Origin of the sequence: Motiliproteus sp. MSK22-1 (assembly GCF_001968815.1) — a bacterium.
Classification (GTDB): domain Bacteria; phylum Pseudomonadota; class Gammaproteobacteria; order Pseudomonadales; family Balneatricaceae; genus Motiliproteus.
Map to the genome: position 1 here is coordinate 98,161 of NZ_MIEQ01000049.1, position 20,678 is coordinate 118,838.

Sequence of the window (20,678 nt, forward strand, 5' to 3'; positions counted from 1 at the left end):
AAAGTTGCACTCACTGTCTGTTTAGGGATTTCAACCAGCTTTGGCTCACTAAATCCATTGCCCCCGGCTATAACCATCTTAGACTGAATAAAGAGAGCGACTATAAGTCACCTTCTGGTCCTTACCAGCCAGACCTCAAGTCTGGCGTAGATTTCACGTTCGCTGGTTATCTATATAGTTAGTTCTTCCCTACGTTACCTTCGAACCAATCCGGTACCCGATACGGAATGAATCAGATTAATCCTGTTTTCTGATATCAGATCACCCTAAGGTAGAGCTTTTGGCTTTCTCTGTTTCATGTGAATTTGCAGCTCTTTACCCGGATACAGCAGAAAATGGCGAGGTGTAGATAGGATAATCGCCTGTTTTGACTGAATATTAAAAAAGTTAAGTGTTATTTAGGGTCAGCGGGCCATGCCACAACGTTTTAAACGGATTTTAGCGGCACCGGGAATGCTATGTAATCTCTCCTTCCAGTCGGATTACAGCTGTATTTCCGGTGTCGATTATCACTCATCAACCCGCGGTTGAGTTGATGTTGTCCGGCAATCTATCGTTTTCACTTTTGAGCTTTAATGCCTGCCAAGCCTGAAACTGGCTTAAAAACACCTTGCCTGTCAGATTATCCAGAAACGCGGACTGTTTGAGTCGGTCCATAACCGGACCTTTGACCTCAGAGAGGTGCAGCTGTACGCCTGCATCAAAGAGTCTGCGGGTCAGTTCTTCCAGGCTTTCAAGGGCGCTGGCGTCAATATGGTTGATGGCTGCACAGACCAGTACAACATCCTTTGTTTGCGGTTGTTGCAGCACTTTGTCGTAAATAAGGTCTTCCAGAAAGCGGGTGTTTGCGAAGTACAGAGATTCGTCCACTCTTACATTTATAACGGTTTCCAGGGTTTCGACCCGATGGCGATCTACATTCCGGAAATGCTCTGTGCCCGGAACGAGTCCGACTTCTGCCACATGAGGTTTGCTGGTTTGTCTTAGAAACAGGAGGATGGATAGCAGAACGCCAGTGATCACGCCGGCTTCAACGCCGACTAGCAGCACCGTCAAGATGGTTGCTGCCATGGCGGTAAAGTCTGCACGGGAGTAATTCCAGGTCCGCTTTAAAGCTGACAGATCAATCAGTGCAACCACGGCGACAATAATCGTGGCGGCCAGGGTGGCTTTTGGCAGGTGGTAAAACCAGGGGGTGAGTAATATTGCGGCTAAGGCTATGGCAGCAGCGGTGAGTATTCCGGCCAAGGGGGTGCGGGCTCCTGCATCGAAGTTAACTACCGAGCGCGAAAAACCACCCGTGACCGGAAAGCCTCCTGATATAGCCGAAGCCAGGTTGGCGCTGCCTAATCCCAGCAACTCCTTGTCAGGTGTGATACGTTGCCGGCGTTTGGCGGCCAGTGTTTGTGCCACAGATATCGACTCCACAAAGCCAATTAGGCTGATCAGTATTGCCGCTGGTAGCAATTCTTTCCAGAGTTGCAGGTTAAGGTTTGGCAGGGTTAGCGCCGGTAAGCCCTGGGGGATATGACCGACAATCTGAACCCCTTTGGTTTCCAGGTCTGCGAACAGGACTGCGAGTGTTGTTGTCACGACTACCAGAACAGGTCCTGCTTTAGTGAGTAGGTCTGTTAAGAGTGCTGGTGATTGCAGTGTCATCAAGAAAGTCTTCAGCCCCTTGCGGGTCCAAAAAAGAACACCCAAAGAGGCTGTTCCAAGCAGTAGTGTATAAGTGTTGGTTGTTTCAAGGTTCTGGAAAATATCGGTTCCCAGATCGATGAGATTATGTCCCTGAGCCTGGATTCCAAGTAGGTGTTTTAGTTGGCTGACAGCGATCAGGATAGCCGATGCGGTGATAAAACCAGATATCACCGGGTGAGACAGGTAATTGGCGATCCAGCCGAGTCTGAGGATAGCCATCAGGAGTAATATCAGTCCAGAAGCGGCTGCTAATACCAGACTGGCTCCCCAGTACTCTGCGGTGCCGGGGATGGCTATTTGGCTGACGGCGGCAGCGGTCATTAGTGAGACGACAGCAACGGGGCCCACTGCAAGAAAGCGGCTGGAGCCGAATAAGGCATAGGCTCCCAGCGGCAAAATGCTTGCGTACAATCCTGCTTGAGGCGGTAATCCTGCCAGCAGGGCATAAGCCAGACTCTGAGGAATCAGCATAATGGTGACAATTACCGCCGCCATTAAATCGGCCGGGCCATCTTTCGACTGGTAATTGAGCAGCCAATGATTGCTGATCGCTTTACTGATCATTAATTTGTTGCGGTTTAATTGTCGAGCAAGCCATTGCCGGGTAGAAGAATCGATAGGCATCAGGCTGCGCCTTGATAGCGTTTATCATGAAGAAAGGCAGCTTTGGCCCTTGTCTGAAAGATAATCATGCCAGGCTATAAATGAGGATCAGGCCGGAAGTGATCAAGACTGCTTGGTTCCAAGGCTGTTCAGAGGAATTTTTAAATATTGAATACCGTTATCTTCCGCTGCTGGTAGCTGCCCAGCGCGTATATTTACCTGGACAGAAGGCAGGATCAGGCGGGGGGCTGTCAGTTCTTGATCCCGGGATTCCCGTATGGCGACAAACTCGGCTTCGGTTGTTCTGGCGTTAAGGTGAATATTATTGGCCTTTTGTTCCTCCACTGTTGTTTCCCAGAGGTAGTGATCGCGGTTCGGCGATTTGTAGTCATGGCACATAAATAGACGGGTTTGATCCGGTAGCGCGTATATTTTTTGAATAGAGTGGAAAAGAGTTGCTGCATCGCCACCGGGAAAATCGACTCTGGCAGTCCCATAATCAGGCATAAAAAGGGTGTCGCCAATAAAAGCACAGTCACCGATCAGGTAAGTCATGCAGGCAGGTGTGTGTCCAGGGGTATGGAGGCTGCGAGCTTTAATATTGCCAACCTGAAATTGTTCTTGGTTTTCGAACAGGTGGTCAAACAGTCCCTCATTGTCAGCGAGTTCTTCCGCAATATTAAACAGTTTGCCAAACGCTTGTTGAACAACGGGAACCTGAGAAGAAATGGCGATCTGACCTCCAAGCTGCTCTTTTAAATAAGCTGCTGCTGATAGGTGGTCTGCATGAACGTGTGTTTCCAGAATCCAGTCAATCTTGAGCGAGCAGGCGTTTATACATTCGATCATTTTATCTGCTGTCTGGGTGCTGGTCCGACCCGAGGGAGGGTCATAATCAAGCACTGAGTCGATAATCGCACAGTGTTTGTTAACAGGATCAGAAACGATATAGCTGATGGTGTTGCTGGTCTCGTCGAAGAAGGCTTTAACCTCAGGAATGTTCATGACAAAACCCTCGTGAATCGTTATCTGTCGTGGCTATTTGTATCAAACCGCGTAGCTGGCTGTTAAAGCAGGGTTGATGCTGATTAAAATATAATCATCAATACCGCGATTGTCAAATTGGTTATATGCATATATCAAAAAAGAATAAAATAAATTAGATTATTCTTATGTTGTTTGTGAGATCTCTCCTGTTTGATAACTCTCTTGGAACTGTGAGTCCTGGAGTGGCTGTTTATGGCAATCCCCCATTCTGGTTTGAGTATCGATAAAGGCGCTTAAGAAGTAGTGATAACTTTCTTTTTGCTGGTGTAAATCGGTGTAAACATAGTTATCGAAACAGGAATTGATTCTTATTTTTATTTATTTAACCAATTGAAATTAAATACTATTTTTATAATAAGAATAGCCTCTTTCTATTGGTCTGGTTATTGCTAAGACTCCCTTTGATAAAACAATCATAACAGGCACGATATTACCTTTCGGTCAGGTCGGGCAACGGGTGAGGGGGATATAATGAGCAAGAGCACAGAGCAGCAGCTTGAGGATCTGGCGGCGAGATTGGGATTATCTCGGCGACATTTCCTTAAATTCTGCACCGGTGTTGCTGCAACCTTGGGGTTATCTTCGACTGCAGGTATGCAGATGGCCCATGCGGTTTCTCAGAGTCGCCGTCCATCGGTTATTTGGTTAAGTGGACAGGAATGCACGGGTTGTACTGAATCTTTACTCCGCTCAACTCATCCCACCTTGGAAACCCTGATTCTCGATATGATTTCCCTGGATTACAGTGAAGCACTCTGTGCCGCTGCGGGGCACCAGGCAGAAGCAGCCCGACATGCTGCTATGGAAGAGAATAAAGGCAAGTACGTCATGGTTGTTGAAGGTTCGATTCCGACCAAGGATGGGGGGATTTACTGCAAAATTGCCGGTAAAACGATGCTTCAGCATGTTCAGGAAACAGCAGAGCATGCGGCCGCGATAATTGCGATTGGCTCCTGTGCTTCCTGGGGAGGAGTGCCCTCTGCCGGAATGAACCCGACCGGAGCGCAGCCCGTTCATGAGATCTTGCCTGACAAGACCATTATTAATATTCCCGGCTGTCCACCAAATCCTTATAACTTTCTCGCAACAGTGTTGCAGTACGTGACCTTTGGAACCCTGCCCGAGCTGGACGAGAAGAATCGTCCCAGGTTTGCTTACGGTCGTATCATCCATGAAAACTGTGAACGTCGGCCACACTTTGATGCCGGTCGTTTTGCCAGTGAGTTTGGTGACGAAGGGCATCGCAAAGGATATTGCCTTTATAAGCTCGGTTGCAAAGGCCCTGAGACCTACGCCAACTGCTCCACTCAGGAATTTGGCGATGTCGGTGGTGGTGCCTGGCCTGTGGGGGTTGGGGCTCCCTGCTTTGGCTGTACTGAACAAGGGGTCGGGTTTACCAAAGCTCTTCACGAAAAATCCGAGGTAACGACTCACAGCCCGCCAGATATATTCCCTCCGATTAATGCTGAAACAGGAGAGGGGGCCAGTGCTGTTTCTGCCGGGTTACTGGGAGCGGTTATCGGTGCTGCTGCGGGAGCCACAGCAATGACTGTCAAGCAGCTGGGGAAGGCTGAAAAAGAGGCTGAGAAAGATCAAATGGCTGCAAATAACCCTGATGGGCAGGCCGTCCCCGGTAAAGACACTGTCAATGAACCACAATAGCCCGTTGGAGAATCAAGATGGATAGACGAGATTTTCTTAAGTTGGCGGGCGGCGGTGCTGTTATTGCAACCAGTAGTGGCACCGTTGAGGCCAGAGGTAATCTGGAGGTTTCTGATGAAGCGGTGGGTATGCTGTTTGACGCCACACGCTGCATTGGCTGTCGTGCCTGCGTTGTAACCTGTAAAGACATTAATGGGATGCCTCCTGAAAAGGCAACTGAAGCAGAGCCCTGGGATATGGCTCAGGAGTTATCCGCGGATACGTTGAATATTATCAAGGCCTATAAGGGACCGGAAAACAGCGCTTCGACAAACAGTACTGCTGAAACCGATGTATCTGAAAACCCTGGCTTTGAATTTATCAAGCGCAACTGTATGCATTGCGTTGATGCAGGCTGTGTTTCGGTCTGTCCGGTCAGTGCGATGGAGAAGGACCCCAAGACCGGCATCGTCAGCCATGACCCTGATGCCTGCATTGGCTGTCGTTACTGTGTAGCAGCCTGCCCATACAATATTCCCAAATACGAATATGACGAGGCTATGGGGCAGATTCAGAAATGCCAGCTCTGCAACCAAAAAGGGGTTGAACGAATCGATAAGGGTCAGTTGCCAGGTTGTGCCGAGGTCTGTCCGACGGGGGCCAATATTTACGGTAAGCGCAGTGATCTGCTGGCGGAAGCCAAGCGGAGGATGGCATTAAAGCCGGGTGATCCCTATGTCTACAAGTTGGGTTCGATTGACTCTCCCCATGGTCAGGAAGGACTGATCCCTGAATATCAAGCGAATATATACGGGGAGAAAGAAGGGGGTGGGACTCAGGTGCTGCTGCTGGCGGGAAACAGTTACCAGACCCTTGGTATGCCCGATATTCCGGAGCGTTCCTATGCCTCAGTTTCTGAGACGGTACAGCATTCCATATACGGTAACTTTCTGGCTCCTGCAGCAGTGCTGGGGGGACTGCTCTATATGGCTCGTCGCAATCTTAATGAAGATGGGCAGGATGATGACCATAAAAAAGAGGATGAGCACGGTGGCGCAGAGCTTGGCTGCGTTGACAGAACATCTACCCGTAAAACGGAGGATAGGTCATGAGTGGGCATCATCAACCGTTAAATCGCAAACTTATAACGCTACCCACGCTGGTGCTGGCAATTCTTTCATTTATCGCATTGTTGATTCTGGCGAAGCGCTTTGCCCTGGGTTTAGGGTCAGTGACTAACCTCAATGATGGTTATCCCTGGGGAATCTGGGTGGTTTATGACGTGGTTGTCGGCACCGGGTTTGCCTGTGGTGGCTATGCACTGGCTTTGGTGGTCTATATCGCCAACAAAGGAAAATACCATCCGTTGGTGCGTCCAGCCCTGTTAGCGAGCCTGTTTGGTTACACCCTGGGGGGCATTTCCGCCTTTATCGATATGGGGCGTTACTGGAACTTCTACAATATGTTTCTGCCTGAGCAGATGAATCTCAATTCCGTGATGCTGGAGGTGGGGCTCTGTGTCACCGCCTACTGCATAGTGTTGTTTATTGAGTTCATGCCCGCCTTGCTGGAACACTACCAACTGGAAAAAGCTAAAGCGAGACTGGATAAGGTCCTGTTTATCATTATTGCTATTGGTGTGTTGTTACCAACGATGCATCAGAGCTCTTTGGGGTCGTTGTTGATAGCCATGGGCTTCAAAGTGGACGTGCTATGGCAATCGAGTTATCTGATGCCATTGTTCGCTATTCTTACCGCCATGACGATGGGGTTCTCCATCGTTATATTTGAGGCTTCATTTGTTACGGTGGGGTTGAAGCGTGATTCCGAAGCTCATCTTCTGAGAGGCCTGGGTCGGATTATTCAGGTTCTTCTCGGGGTTGTCCTGATCTTGCGCTTTGGAGATTTGCTGTACCGTGGCGCTCTGCCTGCTGTTTTCAACGGCAGCTTTAAGTCCTTTATGTTCCTTATCGAAACGGCCTTGTTTGTTGTGCCTCTGGTGATTCTGTCTTCCGGTAAGCATCGAAACCGGGGCAGCATGTTGTTGATTGCTGCGGTATCCATGTTATTCGCGGGAGCACTCTATCGGTTTAACGCGTTTTTAATCGGTTGGACCCCGAATGCCGGGAGCAGCTATGTCTATTTCCCCTCTGCCGAAGAGCTGCTGGTTTCCATCGGCATTGTTGCCATGGAAATTCTTGGATACCTGCTCATCGTCAAGTGGCTGCCGATATTGCCAGCTCATGCTGAGGTAAAAAAACAGACTGCTATTAAGACAGACCCCTCGGTAAACAAACCGCCTGCTGAGCAGGCTTCGGTCGAAGTTGGCAGCTGAAGCGCCTGATCACCAATAGCTAAAAGAATAAATTTATAGGAGAAAAACAGTGGCCAAGCGCATTATTGTCGACCCTGTTACCCGTATTGAAGGGCACCTGAGAATTGATGTCGAAGTTGAAAACGGGCTGGTATCCAAAGCCTGGTCCTCCGGTCAAATGTGGCGTGGAATTGAGAATATCCTTAAAGGTCGCGACCCCCGTGATGCCTGGGCCTTTACCCAACGGATCTGTGGTGTTTGCACCACTGTCCATGCCTTGGCTTCCGTTCGGGCTGTGGAAAATGCATTGCAGCTGGAAGTGCCTCTGAATGCCCAGTATATCCGTAATCTGATGGTTTCGGCCCATGCCCTGCATGATCATATTGTCCACTTCTATCATCTGTCTGCGTTGGATTGGGTCGATGTTGTCTCTGCGTTGGATGCGGATCCTAAAGAAGCGGCAAAACTGGCCGAGAGTCTGTCCAGCTGGAAGCTCAACAGTGTTCATGAGCTGACTGCGGTTCAGCAGAAATTGAAGAGCTTTGTAGCCAGTGGCCAACTGGGCATCTTTGCCAATGGTTACTGGGGACACAAGGCGATGAAACTTCCCCCTGAAGTCAATCTTATCGCGGCGGCTCATTATCTGCAGGCGTTGGAAATACAGCGGGAAGCGAATCGCATAGTGACTATTATCGGAGGTAAATCGCCTCACGTGCAGAACCTTACGGTCGGGGGGGTGACCAATTCCATTAATCTGGATAGCCAGGCTGTAACCAACATGGAGCGTCTGATGTACATTAAGACGCTGATGGACAAAATGAAGGATTTTGTCAATAACGCTTATCTGGTTGATGTCTCCATTATCGGTTCGTTTTATCTGGATTGGGCGGGCTATGGCTCCGGTGTTACTGATTATCTTTGCGTTCCTGAAATGCCGTTGGATACTCAGGGGACTCAGTTCTCGCTGCCTGGCGGTTATATTTCCAACGGTGATCTGAGTACATTGAAACCGATTACCGGCTTCAATGATAAGTACTTTATTGATGGCGTCAAAGAGAGTTCCAAGCATTCCTGGTATCAGGGAGAAGAAGCCCTGCATCCCTGGGATGGGGAAACCGATCCCAACTACGATGATTTTAATGATGAAGGCCAGTATTCCTGGATCAAATCACCGACCTTTAACGGCAAACCTGCTCAGGTCGGTCCGCTGGCCAGCGTTCTTTGTCTGGCGGCTAATGGCCATGAAGCCACCCTGAAGCATCTGAACTTTGTGATTGATACCGTCAGCTCGGTATCCGGGACCAACATTGATGTTTCTGCTCTTCATTCCACTATTGGTCGACACGCTGCCCGGGCTGTCCGTGCTGCTTCCTTGCTGGATGAAATGGATCTGCAGTGGCAGATGCTGGTGGACAACATTGGCCGCGGCGACACAGATACATTCAATCGGCCTGATTTTCCAACCGGTGAAATTCGCGGCGTAGGGTTCCATGAAGCACCTCGTGGTGTGCTCTCTCATTGGGTTGTTATTGAAAATGCCAAGATTAAAAACTATCAAGCAGTGGTCCCCAGCACCTGGAATGCGGGGCCTCGCAATCAGGATGATATTCCTGGTCCGTACGAAGCATCACTGATGGGTAACCCAATCGCTGACCCTGACCGCCCATTGGAGGTGTTGCGTACAGTGCATTCCTTCGATCCCTGTATTGCTTGTGCCATCCACTTAATGGATACCGAGCATAACGAGATCGTAAAGGTTAAAGCACTGTAGTTCGGTTGACCGATGTCTTATTGCAGCTTCCTCAGGGGATTCGCGGATGACAAACCGCCATCGGTCTTTTTACTTTATCGGTCTTTTTATTTTCCTTTTCCGTTATTGAGCTTTTTTTTAGCCCGAACAGCAACAAACCAGGAGCAGCGATGAGCGTATTGATATTGGGTGTCGGCAACATCCTGTTAACCGATGAGGGCATTGGTGTCCGCACCGTAGAGGCTTTGCAGCAGCAATACCATATGCCTGACGGTGTTGAGCTGGTGGATGGAGGGACGGCGGGGATGGAGCTGATGGAAATCATGGCGAATCGTGAGCATGTCATTCTTATCGATGCGATTAATACCGGAGCGGCTCCCGGCACTCTGGTTACCCTTGAAGAGGAAGACGTTCCGGCACTGTTCCGTAGTCGCATCTCACCCCATCAACTGGGGATATCCGATCTTTTAGGGGTGATGACCCTGACCGGGGAATTACCCAGGCACTTTACGCTGTTTGGTGTTGTACCCTATTCGATGGACACCGGTGTAGAACTGACCAAAGCGATGAAATCCAAGCGTGATCAGTTGGTAGTTAAGGTCGTATCGAAACTTAAGATCATGGGGCTGAAAGCAACAGAAAGAGCTGAGCCTGCTGATTGCCTTAACTATGCACTGAGGCCTGACTCTGCTGAACTTTACATAACCAGATCACTGGGGCGGAACTGATGTGTATAGGTATCCCTTCCCGGGTAATTGCTGTTAATGGTGCTATGGCACGGGTGGAATCCTTTGGGGAAGAACGAGATGTCAGCCTTATTTTAATGGCAGAGCAGGTATCGGTGGGGGACTATCTTTTGATTCAGGTCGGTAACTTCGCTGCGGAAATTATTGATCCACAAAGGGCGGAAGAAGCCTTGGAGTATTTACAGCAAGCGGCCCTTGAGGAGCAATTCTAATGAGTCACCAACTTGGTTCTGAGCTGGATTCCGATACTCATTCGGCCTTTAGCGCTGGATTTAAGGATAATCCCTCCAAGGTGCTGGAAGATCTTTACCAGCAAGTCTACGAGAAGGATATGAAAGGGCTGCCCATCAGTAATCCCGCCATTCAGGTTGAAGCGGTCGGATTTCGAGTATGGGAAGGGCATTGGGTGGGGGTGATGGTAACCCCCTGGTTTATCAATTTGCTGATTCTCTGGCGTCAGGGTGAAGACTGGCCGGAATTAAAACTGAATAAAGGCAACGATCTGGCTATTGCTTTCCCGTCCGGGTTAATTAAATTTACCCCAAGGTTTGAGCCTGAACTAGGCTATTACCTATGCTGCTCCCTGGCGTCCCCAATGGGGGAGTTTGTTAGTCATACCCAGGCTGTGAACAGTGCAGTAGAGGTTATGAAGCAACTGACGGCGATACCGCTGGTTTATATCTCCGGTGATCAGCAGCCGGTGGCTGTTCAGGATCCGTTACCCAATCAACAAAGGCCATTAACTGAAAGGCTGGCATTAGCTCAGGAGCAAGCACCGGAGAAAAGCCTTTCTCGGCGGGGTTTTTTGAGGGCAGCGGCAGCGCCTGAGTTCCTGTCGGATAAAGCTAACAGGCGGGAGACCCCGGAGGCGTTGCCGGGGCAAGTAGCCGATGCCAGAGAGATTCTAGCGGCGGTTGAAGCCTCTTTGAAAAAACCAGAATGATAAAGCTTGAGAACAAGATAGTCATTTCTGGAACCTATTGTGCTCCGGAGATTACTGATCTGACAATTGACATTCAGCGACCCCAATGGTCTCAGCGGTTGCTGGTCTCCTGTTCTCCGGAAGATGCGGTGTCCCGGCTGGAGCAGCTGTATGTGGTCTGTCGGCAGTCTCAGAAGACGGCTGCGATGTTGGCGCTGGGTATTGAGCAGCAGACAGTTTTAGCCCGGCAACGGGTTGTACTGGAGACAATCGAACAATTATTGTGGCGAATGGCTATCGATCTACCCCATTTTTTAGCCCTGGGCTCGGGAGCCGAACCCTTTTCTCTTATACGGCGTTATATCAGTTGCCAACTGGCGGCCGAAGAAATGAGCTGGAATCGCTGTAATGAACTGGTACAGACTCTTGCAGCATTCTTTAAGTTAATGCTCGGCTGCTCAGTCTGTGAGCTGCTGTGTTTTGATCGTGACCAGTTTAATCGCTGGCTCAATCAAAGCCAGGCCATGCTTGCTGTCTGTCTGCGTCAAGTGAAGGCTGTAGCGTACGCTAAACAAACCAAAGCCAGCTACCGGTTAATGCCAACCAATGTCGTTGAGGCCCAAGGTGAGCAGTTGTTGCATTCTATTTTGACCGGGACGGGCGGGGCCGACAGGTCTTTCTGTCAGCAGCCGTTGTTGAAGGGTAAACCGATTGAAACGGGGCCTTTGGCTTACATGCAGCAACAACCGCTTATTCAGCAGATGATCGAATTCAATGACCATCCGTTAGTGGTGAGGTACAGCGCCCGGCTATTGTATCTGGCCACTCTTATTGATAGCCAGAGGATTATGGAGCCTCAGGGGATTGCCGGAGTTTATTCTGCCCCTTGTTCAGGGGCTGAAACTGACCGGGCTGTTAATGGCACGGATAGCACAAGTATCAAGAAAGATAGCCTTACTGCTGGTCAGCACTACCGAATGAGCTGGGTTAATAGCGTTCGAGGGCTACTTTTACATGTAGCCGCAGTCAAAAATGGTTCTGTGGTGGACTATAGAATTTGTGCTCCGACAGAGTGGAACTTTCACCCTGAAGGGGCGTTGTCTCAGCTGGTGACTGGGCTGACCGGCGCAAAGGTTGTAACGCTTAAGTCAGCGATTGAACTCAGTGCCCTGGCATTCGATCCTTGTGTGCCATTTGCTGTTGATCTTGTTGAGGCAGAGAATGAGGGGCGGCTAACAAACGACTTCATCAGGAGAAATACTGAGAAAACGGTTAGTCAGGAAAAAATGAACGAGGATTCTGATGCATGAAATGTCATTGGCTGAAGGCATGATTCAGCTGATAGAAGAAAACAGTCGTAGCCAGAGTTTTACCCGGGTTACCCGAGTCTGTCTGGAAATCGGACGCTTATCCAATGTCGAGGTTGAAGCGATGCGTTTCTGTTTTGAGGCTGTGGCAGCCGGTACTCTGGCCGAGGGAGCTGTGTTGGAAATTTCCGAAGCAGCGGGGGTGGGATGGTGTATGGATTGTGCCAGATCGATTGAGCATCAAGCGTTTTACGATCCCTGTCCCCTCTGTGGTAATTATAAAATTCAGGTTACTGGTGGAAATGAGATGTTGATCAAGGAACTGGAAGTCAGTTGATGGCATAAAGAGGTAATAGGTACTGATATTTCTTTAGCGTGAAGATCAATCAACCAGAGAACTGAAAACTCAAGAACAAAGAGCCGTCCAGCAACTAGCGAAACAGGCAGGAGCTTTATTATGTGTACCAGCTGTGGATGTAGTCATGGCCAAACCCGTATAGAAGGGATAGAGATCAACGGGGAGGAGGCAGAAGGGACTGGAATAAATGAGATTGCTGCTGATACTCAGCCTGCCTCTCAGCCAGGGCATGTCCATTCTCATGATTCCGGTCAGAGTCATGCCCATAGCCACACCGGTTCGCAGTCTGGAGAAAGTCGTCTGCATTTTGGTCAGGGTCCGGCTCGAAGTCATGCGCCAGGGCTAAGCCAGACTCGGATGGTGCAGATCGAGCAGAGTATTCTGTCGAAAAATGATGAATACGCGGCGGTTAATCGCTCCCGGTTCACCAAGGCGGCGATCCTGGCTCTTAACCTGGTCTCCAGTCCCGGGTCAGGAAAAACGACGTTGCTGACTCGAACTCTGGGAGATATCAGGCATCGAATCGGATTGGCCGTCATTGAAGGTGATCAGGAGACCACTAATGATGCGGAACGGATTCGACAGACCGGAGTTCAGGCCATTCAGGTGAATACCGGTAAAGGCTGTCATCTGGACGCCCATATGGTCGGTCATGCGTTAGATCAACTGAGTTTTGAAGGACAAGGCGTTCTGTTTATTGAGAATGTGGGTAATCTGGTTTGCCCTGCCGGTTTTGATCTGGGAGAAGCCCACAAAGTAGCGATTTTATCTGTGACGGAGGGGGAGGATAAGCCGCTGAAATATCCAGATATGTTTCATGCCTCAGATCTGTTGCTGTTAAACAAAGTGGATTTGTTACCCCATCTGGACTTTGATGTCGAACTCTGTATTAACAACGCCCGTAAGGTCAATCCCAATATTGACGTGATTCGTTGTTCAGCAACTTCCGGGGAGGGGATGGAGCAGTGGTATCAATGGCTTGAGAAGCAGCGGGTGTTCCAGTTAGAGCAGCAGTTACAGCCCTTAAAGGAACGTATCCAACAGATTGAAGCTGACTTGCAGCAGGGAATTCTCTGATATGGAAACGGTGCTGGTCGTTGATGACGAAGAGCGATCCCTGGAGACCATTACCCGTACGCTGGATGATGACTACCAGGTACTCTGCGCAAGCAGTGCCAGCGCTGCTGAATTGATACTCGACGAGCACTCGGTACAGGTGATTCTCTGTGACCAGCGAATGCCGGGAAAAACCGGCGTGGAGTTTCTGGCAGAAACCCGGGAATCATGGCCTCAGATCCCCCGAATTATCATTTCAGGCTATACCGATTCTGACAATATTATCCGGGCCATTAATGAGGCCGGTATTTACCATTATCTGACAAAACCCTGGCACCCGGAACAGCTGTTGATGGTTGTGAATAACGCGGCTTCTCTTTATCGGCTTCAGCAGCAGAACCAGTTGTTGGCTAATGAGCTTAACTTCAGCTCTTCGACATTAAAACATCGGCTCCTTGGACAGAAAAAGAAACTTCAGCAGGAATATCAACTGGATAACATTGTTCGAGCTGAGAGCAGCCCTATGAACGAGGTTATTGCACGTCTGCGGCAAGTGGCTCCCTATGATATATCGGTGATGATCAGCGGAGAGTCCGGAACCGGTAAAGAGCTCTTGGCCCGGGCTATCCATTACAACAGCCCGCGGGCAGATAAGCCCTTTGTGATTGAAAACTGTGGTGCGCTTCATGATGAATTGCTTTCCAGCGAGTTGTTTGGCCACAAAAAGGGGGCCTTTACCGGGGCTGCCAGTGACCATATAGGACTGTTCGAAAAAGCCGATGGCGGAACTATTTTTCTGGATGAAATAGGCGAGGTCTCTCCGGCATTTCAGGTCAAATTGTTGCGCGTTTTGCAGGAAGGTGAAGTTCGGCCTCTGGGGGCGAATCAGAGTAAGCGAATAAATGTCCGGGTGGTGGCCGCTACCAATCGTGATTTGCTGGCAGAGGTTCGACAGAAGCGCTTTAGAGCTGACCTGTATTATCGGTTAACCACTGTTGATATAAAGGTAATGCCCCTGCGCCAGCGGCGGATGGATATCTTACCTATCGCTCAAAGTTTGCTGCAGCAATATGCCGCTGCTTTTGGAAAAAAGGGATCTTTTTTTACCGAGAAAACCCACATGCTGTTACAGGCTTACGACTGGCCGGGTAACGTTCGGGAAATGCAGAATGAAATTCAACGCCTGCTGGTCTTTTCCTCAAAAAATGCTCTGGACTCTGAACTGTTATCGCCGGAGCTTTCGTCTGCTGAAGCGCGAACCTCCTCGCTTGTCTCTCGGCAATCAGCATGTTCTGGGGGAGTGGAATCAGGGCCTGGGTCGTCAAGTTTTATGATCGATGGAACACTGGCGGATCAAATAAATGGCTGTTATGGCGATGCCAAAGGATCTCTGAAGGAGCAGGTTGAGTTTTTGGAGATACAAATGATTCAGAAGGCGCTGGATGACTACCAGTGGAACAAGAGTAAAGCCGCTAATGCTCTGGGATTATCCCGGGTTGGTCTGGCCAATAAGCTTGCTCGCTATCAGATTCAACGACCTTTGGAGGCGCCGGATGGACAGCACAACTATTAATGGAATGCTGGCACTGGCATTTGGGCTGGGGCTTGTGCATGCCCTGGATGCTGACCATATTATGGCGGTGTCGGGTCTGGCGTCTCGAAAGCCGGGTTTTAAAAGCTGTCTGCTTTTTTGTCGGCACTGGGCGGTCGGGCACGGTCTGGCGATAACTGCTATTGCGCTGATGGTCTTTGTCTTCAGTGCTGCCATTCCGGAGGGGGTGAGTGAATTGGCTGAATCCCTGGTGGGGGTGGTTCTGATCCTGATCGGTGGTTGGACTCTTTGGGATATCATCAGACGCAAACTGAAATTCAACTTCCATTGGCACAAAGTGGTTTCCGGAAGTGGCTATTCAATAATAAGACATGGTCACTGGCAAGATCAGTCCACTCGTCATAATCGATCCTTACAGCAGGGCTCTGCTCAACAACAGGCTCATTCAGCCTTACTGGTAGGAATGTTGCACGGTACGGCAGGCAGTGCTCCGTTGCTGGTGCTGATTCCTCTGAGTAAATTCGGATCAGTAACTGAAGCTCTGGGCTATGTGTTGTTGTTCAGTCTTGGGGTCATTGTGTCAATGCTGATCTTTGGCGGTCTGATGGGGAAGGCTTATCAGTCGCTGGCCCGTTTGGGTGAGCGGGTGATTGCTTTTGTGCGATCGTTGGTTGCTCTCAGCGCTATCGGTTTTGGTAGCCACCTGTTAGCAGGCTACTTCTAATGGCAGGCTATTTCCAGTGAATAGGGGGCGTAATCTGATGGCCTGCTATCGGCTGCGTATTCAGGGGGAGGTTCAGGGCGTTGGATTTCGTCCGCATGTCTATCAGGTTGCTGGCGCGTTGCGGCTTAGGGGACGAGTGTTCAATGATGGCGCTGGAGTTGTGGTTGAGTTTGCTTCCGATCAGATTTCAGCAGAGTATTTTGCCGATCAGCTAAAAAATAATTTGCCCCCCCTGGCTGCCATTGACAGTATTTCCTGCGATAGCCTTGATGCTGAGATGCGACTGGATTCGATAGGCAGGTCCGGTTCTGCAATAGATACATCGATTGATTCTTCTCCTGGTTCCGTTTTTGACAGCCCTTTTTATATCGATAACAGTGAAAAAAAGGGGCCCGTGACGACGCAGGTTCCAGCGGATGCTGCAACCTGCGATCATTGTCTGGAGGAGTTGTTTTCACCCGATAACCGGCGTTATCGCTACCCCTTTATTAACTGTACTCATTGTGGTCCCCGTTACAGCATTATTAACAAGCTTCCCTATGATCGTGCTCATACAACGATGGCTGCATTTGAGTTTTGTCATCGTTGCCAACAGGAATACCAGTCACCAGAAGACCGGCGATTTCACGCACAACCCAATGCCTGTCCAGAGTGTGGGCCTGTTCTTTGGCTGAGCGATAGTCTGGGCCAAAAAATCGCCTGTGATGACCCTATTGCTGAAACGCTGAAGCGCATTGGTAATGGCGATATTGTTGCTATAAAAGGGCTTGGCGGGTACCACCTGGTTTGTGATGCCGATAATCGACAAGCCGTGGGCGAATTGCGTAAGAGAAAACGCCGCTCAAGCAAGCCTCTGGCTGTGATGGCAGCTAATCTGCAATCATTGAAAGCCATTGTCAAACTCAACCCCAGCGCTGTTGAGTGTCTGCAAAGCCCTGCGGCACCCGTGGTCTTATTAGCGTGTCAGGATCGAGAGCAACCAGGAGACGGCCAGCTATCAGACAACCCACTGGATGATATTGCACCGGGGTTAGAGCAGCTCGGGGTGCTACTGCCCTATGCTCCCATTCACTATCTGTTATTTCATCAAGCGGCCGGGTGCCCTGCTGGAACGGATTGGCTTCATCGGCCGCAATCATTGCGATTGGTCATGACCAGCGCGAATGCCAGTGGCCGTCCATTAGTGTCTGACAATCAGAAGGCCCTGAAGGAATTGTCCGGTATTGCTGATTGTTTGTTGATGCATGATCGCGATATTTATATGCGCACCGATGATTCAGTGGTTAATTGTCTGCAAATGAGCAATGGCGGATTATCCAGAACCGTTGTTCGGCGTGGACGAGGGATGGCGCCTAAAGTTGTAAAGCTACCGATGTCTGGTCCTCAAACCATCGCTGTTGGTGGTTTTTACAAGAACAGTGTCTGTGTCACCAAGGGAGATCTGGCGTATGTTTCCCAGTATATCGGTGACCTGGATAATCCTGATAATTGTCGCTACCTGCAGGAAATGATTTCTCATTTCTGTGGATTATTTGATATTGATGCAGAACAAGTTGCCTGTGATTTGCACCCGGATTTTTATAGTAGTGATTTTGCCCGGCATGTTGCTGCTGAGAAACAAATACCCTTGATCAAAGTTCAGCATCACCATGCTCATGCGGCGGCTGTGGCGGCGGAACATCAGATTCAGGACAGCTATCTGGCGCTGACTTTAGATGGGCTTGGGGTTGGATGTAACGGTGAGTTATGGGGGGGAGAGCTGCTGTCCGTTGAGAATGGACAGATGTGTCGTTTGGGATATCTTAATCCTCTGACTCTGCCTGGCGGCGATAAGGCTTCCAGAGAACCCTGGCGATTGGCGCTGGCTCTGTTACTGGAGCAAGGGCAAGCCGCTCTGGCATTGCAACGTTATGGCGAACAGCCGGGTTACAGCGTTCTGATTCAGATGATTGAAAAAAGCATTAATTGTCCGATGACCAGCAGTGCCGGTCGTTTATTTGATACGGCAGCCTCATTGCTGGGAATTTGTCATCACAGCAGTTTCGAAGCGGAAGCCGCCATGAAGTTGGAAGCAGCCGCTGTCAGATTTGATCGACAGCAAACTATGGCCGAGTGTCTTGCCTTAGGTGAATGGACTGATACCGGGCTTTATCAGCTGGGTGTCGATTTGCAACTGGATTTCAAGCCCCTGTTACTCAGATTGCCCCGGCTTGCGGCTGAACAGGGGGCTGCGTTATTTCATCATGTGTTAATTAGAGGGCTTGCAGACTGGTGCTGTGCAGCGGCTGACAGCACCGGTATTAAAAAAGTCATACTGTCGGGGGGCTGCTTTTTAAACCAACGATTGGGGCAGGGGGTGGAGAACATCCTGAAAAAAGATGGCTTTAACGTTTTCTGTGCTAACCGCCTCCCACCTAATGACAGTGGCCTGGCGCTGGGACAGGCCTGGATCGCGATTGAACAGTCACTGTCAGAATCCAATCATTTGCTCGTTTCGTCCAAGAGGTAATGATTAAGAGGTAAATATGTGCCTAGCTATTCCTGTGCGAGTTGAAGCACTGACCGATAATGATAACGCTCTGGTTGATATTGGCGGAGTGAAGAAAGAAATCTCTGTAGCCTTGGTGGAGGATGTTCAGGTCGGTGACTTTGTGATTATGCATGTGGGCTATGCTCTCAATAAGGTGGATCCCGAAGAGGCGGAAAAAACTCTGGCATTATTCGCTGAGCTGGGGGCTGCTGAATGAAATATGTAGACGAGTATCGAGACGGCAGGTTAGCTGGTCACATCGCGGAAAAAATACGGCTGGAAGCGAGGCCGGAGCAACAATATGCATTTATGGAATTTTGCGGTGGTCATACCCACGCAATTTTTCGCTACGGTATTCCAGACCTGCTACCTGATAATGTAAAGATGATTCATGGGCCTGGTTGTCCTGTCTGTGTATTACCCGTTCCTCGTATTGATGCGGCTATTGAACTGGCCGTAGTCCATAAGGTTATTCTCTGTAGTTATGGCGATATGATGCGGGTTCCCGGATCCGATCGACGAAGTTTGTTGAAGGCTAAGGCAGATGGGGCAGATATTCGAATGGTGTACTCCTGCGCTGATGCGTTAGGAATAGCCCAGGATAACCCCGAGCGGGAGGTGGTGTTTTTTGCCATTGGGTTTGAAACAACAACCCCCCCCACGGCGCTGGTGATCAGACAAGCCAGGCAGCAGGGAGTGAAAAATTTTTCTGTTTTTTGTAATCATGTACTGACCCCCTCCGCTATCAGTACTATTTTGGAGTCTCCGGAAGTTCGGGATATGGGAATAGTTCCTTTAAAGGGATTTATTGGTCCTGCTCATGTCAGCACCGTTATTGGTTCTCAACCCTATGAGTATTTTGCTGAGGAATATCAGAAACCGGTGGTCATTGCCGGTTTTGAACCTCTGGATGTCCTTCAGGCGATCCTGATGTTGATTCGTCAGGTTAACGAGGGGCGGGCTGAAGTGGAAAATGAGTTTGTTCGCGCAGTGACAAAAGATGGCAATATGAAAGCCAAATCTCTGGTTGCTGACATCTTTGAATTGCGACCGGAGTTTGAATGGCGTGGGTTAGGACTAGTGCCTTATTCGGGACTGCGGATCAAGAAAGAGTACGGGTTCTATGATGCGGAGAATCGTTTTTCGTTGATCGCCTCTACAGGACGAGACCATAAAGCCTGTGAATGCCCTTCAATTCTGAGGGGGGTGAAAACTCCAAAAGACTGCAAACTTTTCGGTAAAGGCTGCACGCCTGAGAACCCCGTCGGCTCCTGTATGGTGTCCTCTGAAGGAGCCTGTGCTGCTTACTACAGCTATGGTCGTCATCAGCAAGCACTTAACAACCAAAAGGGATAACCAATGTCCGCTAACAAGCGCAAATATACACAGTCACTGGATCTGGTTCAGGGCAAGGTTGAAATGGCTCACGGAGCTGGCGGTAAGGCGATGGCTCAGCTGATTGAGCAGCTTTTTATCCGTGCTTTTGATAATCCGGCGCTTAATGTTCAGAGCGATCAGGCGATGCTTGCGCTTCCTGATACTGCGGGATTGGCGAGTGGCAAAATAGTCATGGCGACCGATAGTCATGTGATCAGTCCGTTGTTTTTTCCAGGTGGTGACATTGGCTCCCTGTCTGTTCATGGCACGGTGAATGATGTGGTGATGTCAGGTGCCAAAGCGCTTTACCTGTCTGTCGGATTTATTCTTGAAGAGGGTTTTCCTCTGGCAGATCTCAAGCGAATTGTTGATTCCATGGCATTTGCGGCCCGTGAAGCCGGGGTGGCGATTGTTACTGGAGACACCAAAGTTGTCGAGAAAGGCAACGGTGATGGGGTATTTATCAACACCACTGGAATTGGCGTATTGCCAGAGGGACTTGAGCTGTCGACCGATCAGGTCAGGGTTGGAGATAAGGTATTGGTGAGTGGTAGCCTTGGTGATCACGGCGTTGCCATTATGTCCCTGCGGGAAAACCTGACTTTCGAAACCACGATTGAATCTGACTCGCAAAGCCTGGATCAGCTGGTCGCTCGAATGATTGATCGTATTCCCGATATCCGTTGTATGCGAGATCCAACCCGTGGGGGGCTGGCTGCAACGCTGAATGAAATAGCAGGGCAGGCAGATGTCGGTATTCAACTGCAAGAAGAAGCCATTCCAGTCAAGCCTCAGGTCCGTGCTGCTTGTGAGTTTTTGGGGCTGGACCCGCTGTATGTGGCCAACGAAGGAAAGCTTATCGTAATTTGCCCGAAACAAAGAGCAGACGAGTTACTGGCTTTGATGCATGACCATCCGCAGGGGGCGGATGCGGCGATTATTGGTGAAGTCTTTGAGGATCCTAATCATTTTGTACAGTTGAAAACCAGTTTTGGTGGCATGCGCATGGTGGACTGGATTAGCGGTGAGCAGCTGCCGAGGATTTGTTAA

Annotated in this window: 18 protein-coding genes; 16 read left to right on the plus strand and 2 right to left on the minus strand. The window is 49.7% G+C overall.

Annotated elements, in window-relative coordinates; genetic code table 11:
* Window positions 1–516: 516 nt before the first annotated feature.
* A complete protein-coding gene (locus BGP75_RS15285) occupies window positions 517–2,265 on the minus strand; it encodes a SulP family inorganic anion transporter (protein ID WP_076719801.1) in 1,749 nt (582 codons plus the stop codon).
* Between the two features lie 162 nt (window positions 2,266–2,427).
* The gene (locus BGP75_RS15290) at window positions 2,428–3,309 is read right to left on the minus strand and encodes an MBL fold metallo-hydrolase (protein ID WP_076719696.1); all 882 of its coding nucleotides are present in this window, start codon (window positions 3,307–3,309) and stop codon (window positions 2,428–2,430) included.
* A 513-nt stretch (window positions 3,310–3,822) separates the two neighbouring features.
* Here BGP75_RS15290 and BGP75_RS15295 point away from each other — a divergent pair.
* The 16 genes from BGP75_RS15295 to hypE all read left to right on the plus strand — a co-directional run bounded on the left by BGP75_RS15295 (window position 3,823) and on the right by hypE (window position 20,678).
* A complete protein-coding gene (locus BGP75_RS15295; protein ID WP_076719697.1) occupies window positions 3,823–5,013 on the plus strand; it encodes a hydrogenase small subunit in 1,191 nt (396 codons plus the stop codon).
* Window positions 5,014–5,030: 17 nt separating this feature from the next.
* A complete protein-coding gene (hybA, locus tag BGP75_RS15300; RefSeq protein ID WP_076719698.1) occupies window positions 5,031–6,104 on the plus strand; it encodes a hydrogenase 2 operon protein HybA in 1,074 nt (357 codons plus the stop codon).
* Entirely contained in the window at window positions 6,101–7,327 is a 1,227-nt protein-coding gene (hybB, locus tag BGP75_RS15305; protein WP_076719699.1) for a Ni/Fe-hydrogenase cytochrome b subunit, read from the plus strand. The genes hybA and hybB overlap by 4 nt, the downstream gene beginning before the upstream one ends.
* 49 nt (window positions 7,328–7,376) lie before the next feature.
* Complete coding sequence (locus tag BGP75_RS15310; protein ID WP_076719700.1) at window positions 7,377–9,077, plus strand: nickel-dependent hydrogenase large subunit; 1,701 nt, start codon at window positions 7,377–7,379, stop codon at window positions 9,075–9,077.
* A gap of 149 nt (window positions 9,078–9,226) precedes the next feature.
* On the plus strand, window positions 9,227–9,784 hold the full coding sequence (locus tag BGP75_RS15315; protein ID WP_076719701.1) for a HyaD/HybD family hydrogenase maturation endopeptidase: 558 nt from the start codon (window positions 9,227–9,229) through the stop codon (window positions 9,782–9,784).
* Complete coding sequence (locus BGP75_RS15320; protein WP_076719702.1) at window positions 9,784–10,014, plus strand: HypC/HybG/HupF family hydrogenase formation chaperone; 231 nt, start codon at window positions 9,784–9,786, stop codon at window positions 10,012–10,014. The genes BGP75_RS15315 and BGP75_RS15320 overlap by 1 nt, the downstream gene beginning before the upstream one ends.
* Complete coding sequence (hybE, locus tag BGP75_RS15325) at window positions 10,014–10,745, plus strand: [NiFe]-hydrogenase assembly chaperone HybE (protein WP_076719703.1); 732 nt, start codon at window positions 10,014–10,016, stop codon at window positions 10,743–10,745. The genes BGP75_RS15320 and hybE overlap by 1 nt, the downstream gene beginning before the upstream one ends.
* On the plus strand, window positions 10,742–12,034 hold the full coding sequence (locus BGP75_RS15330; protein WP_076719704.1) for a nickel-dependent hydrogenase large subunit: 1,293 nt from the start codon (window positions 10,742–10,744) through the stop codon (window positions 12,032–12,034). The genes hybE and BGP75_RS15330 overlap by 4 nt, the downstream gene beginning before the upstream one ends.
* A complete protein-coding gene (hypA, locus tag BGP75_RS15335; protein WP_076719705.1) occupies window positions 12,027–12,368 on the plus strand; it encodes a hydrogenase maturation nickel metallochaperone HypA in 342 nt (113 codons plus the stop codon). Before BGP75_RS15330 ends, hypA begins: the two co-directional genes overlap by 8 nt.
* A 120-nt stretch (window positions 12,369–12,488) precedes the next feature.
* On the plus strand, window positions 12,489–13,466 hold the full coding sequence (gene hypB / locus BGP75_RS15340) for a hydrogenase nickel incorporation protein HypB (RefSeq protein ID WP_076719706.1): 978 nt from the start codon (window positions 12,489–12,491) through the stop codon (window positions 13,464–13,466).
* A gap of 1 nt (window position 13,467) precedes the next feature.
* Window positions 13,468–15,018, plus strand: coding sequence for a sigma-54 dependent transcriptional regulator (locus BGP75_RS15345; protein ID WP_076719707.1), 1,551 nt, complete (start codon window positions 13,468–13,470; stop codon window positions 15,016–15,018).
* Window positions 14,999–15,721, plus strand: a complete 723-nt coding sequence (locus tag BGP75_RS15350) for a hypothetical protein (RefSeq protein WP_076719708.1) — start codon at window positions 14,999–15,001, stop codon at window positions 15,719–15,721. The genes BGP75_RS15345 and BGP75_RS15350 overlap by 20 nt, the downstream gene beginning before the upstream one ends.
* 16 nt (window positions 15,722–15,737) lie before the next feature.
* The gene (gene hypF / locus BGP75_RS15355; protein WP_198939375.1) at window positions 15,738–18,230 is read left to right on the plus strand and encodes a carbamoyltransferase HypF; all 2,493 of its coding nucleotides are present in this window, start codon (window positions 15,738–15,740) and stop codon (window positions 18,228–18,230) included.
* Window positions 18,231–18,246: 16 nt separating this feature from the next.
* Window positions 18,247–18,468, plus strand: a complete 222-nt coding sequence (locus tag BGP75_RS15360; RefSeq protein WP_076719710.1) for a HypC/HybG/HupF family hydrogenase formation chaperone — start codon at window positions 18,247–18,249, stop codon at window positions 18,466–18,468.
* A complete protein-coding gene (gene hypD, locus BGP75_RS15365; RefSeq protein WP_076719711.1) occupies window positions 18,465–19,607 on the plus strand; it encodes a hydrogenase formation protein HypD in 1,143 nt (380 codons plus the stop codon). The genes BGP75_RS15360 and hypD overlap by 4 nt, the downstream gene beginning before the upstream one ends.
* 3 nt (window positions 19,608–19,610) lie before the next feature.
* Entirely contained in the window at window positions 19,611–20,678 is a 1,068-nt protein-coding gene (gene hypE / locus BGP75_RS15370; protein ID WP_076719712.1) for a hydrogenase expression/formation protein HypE, read from the plus strand.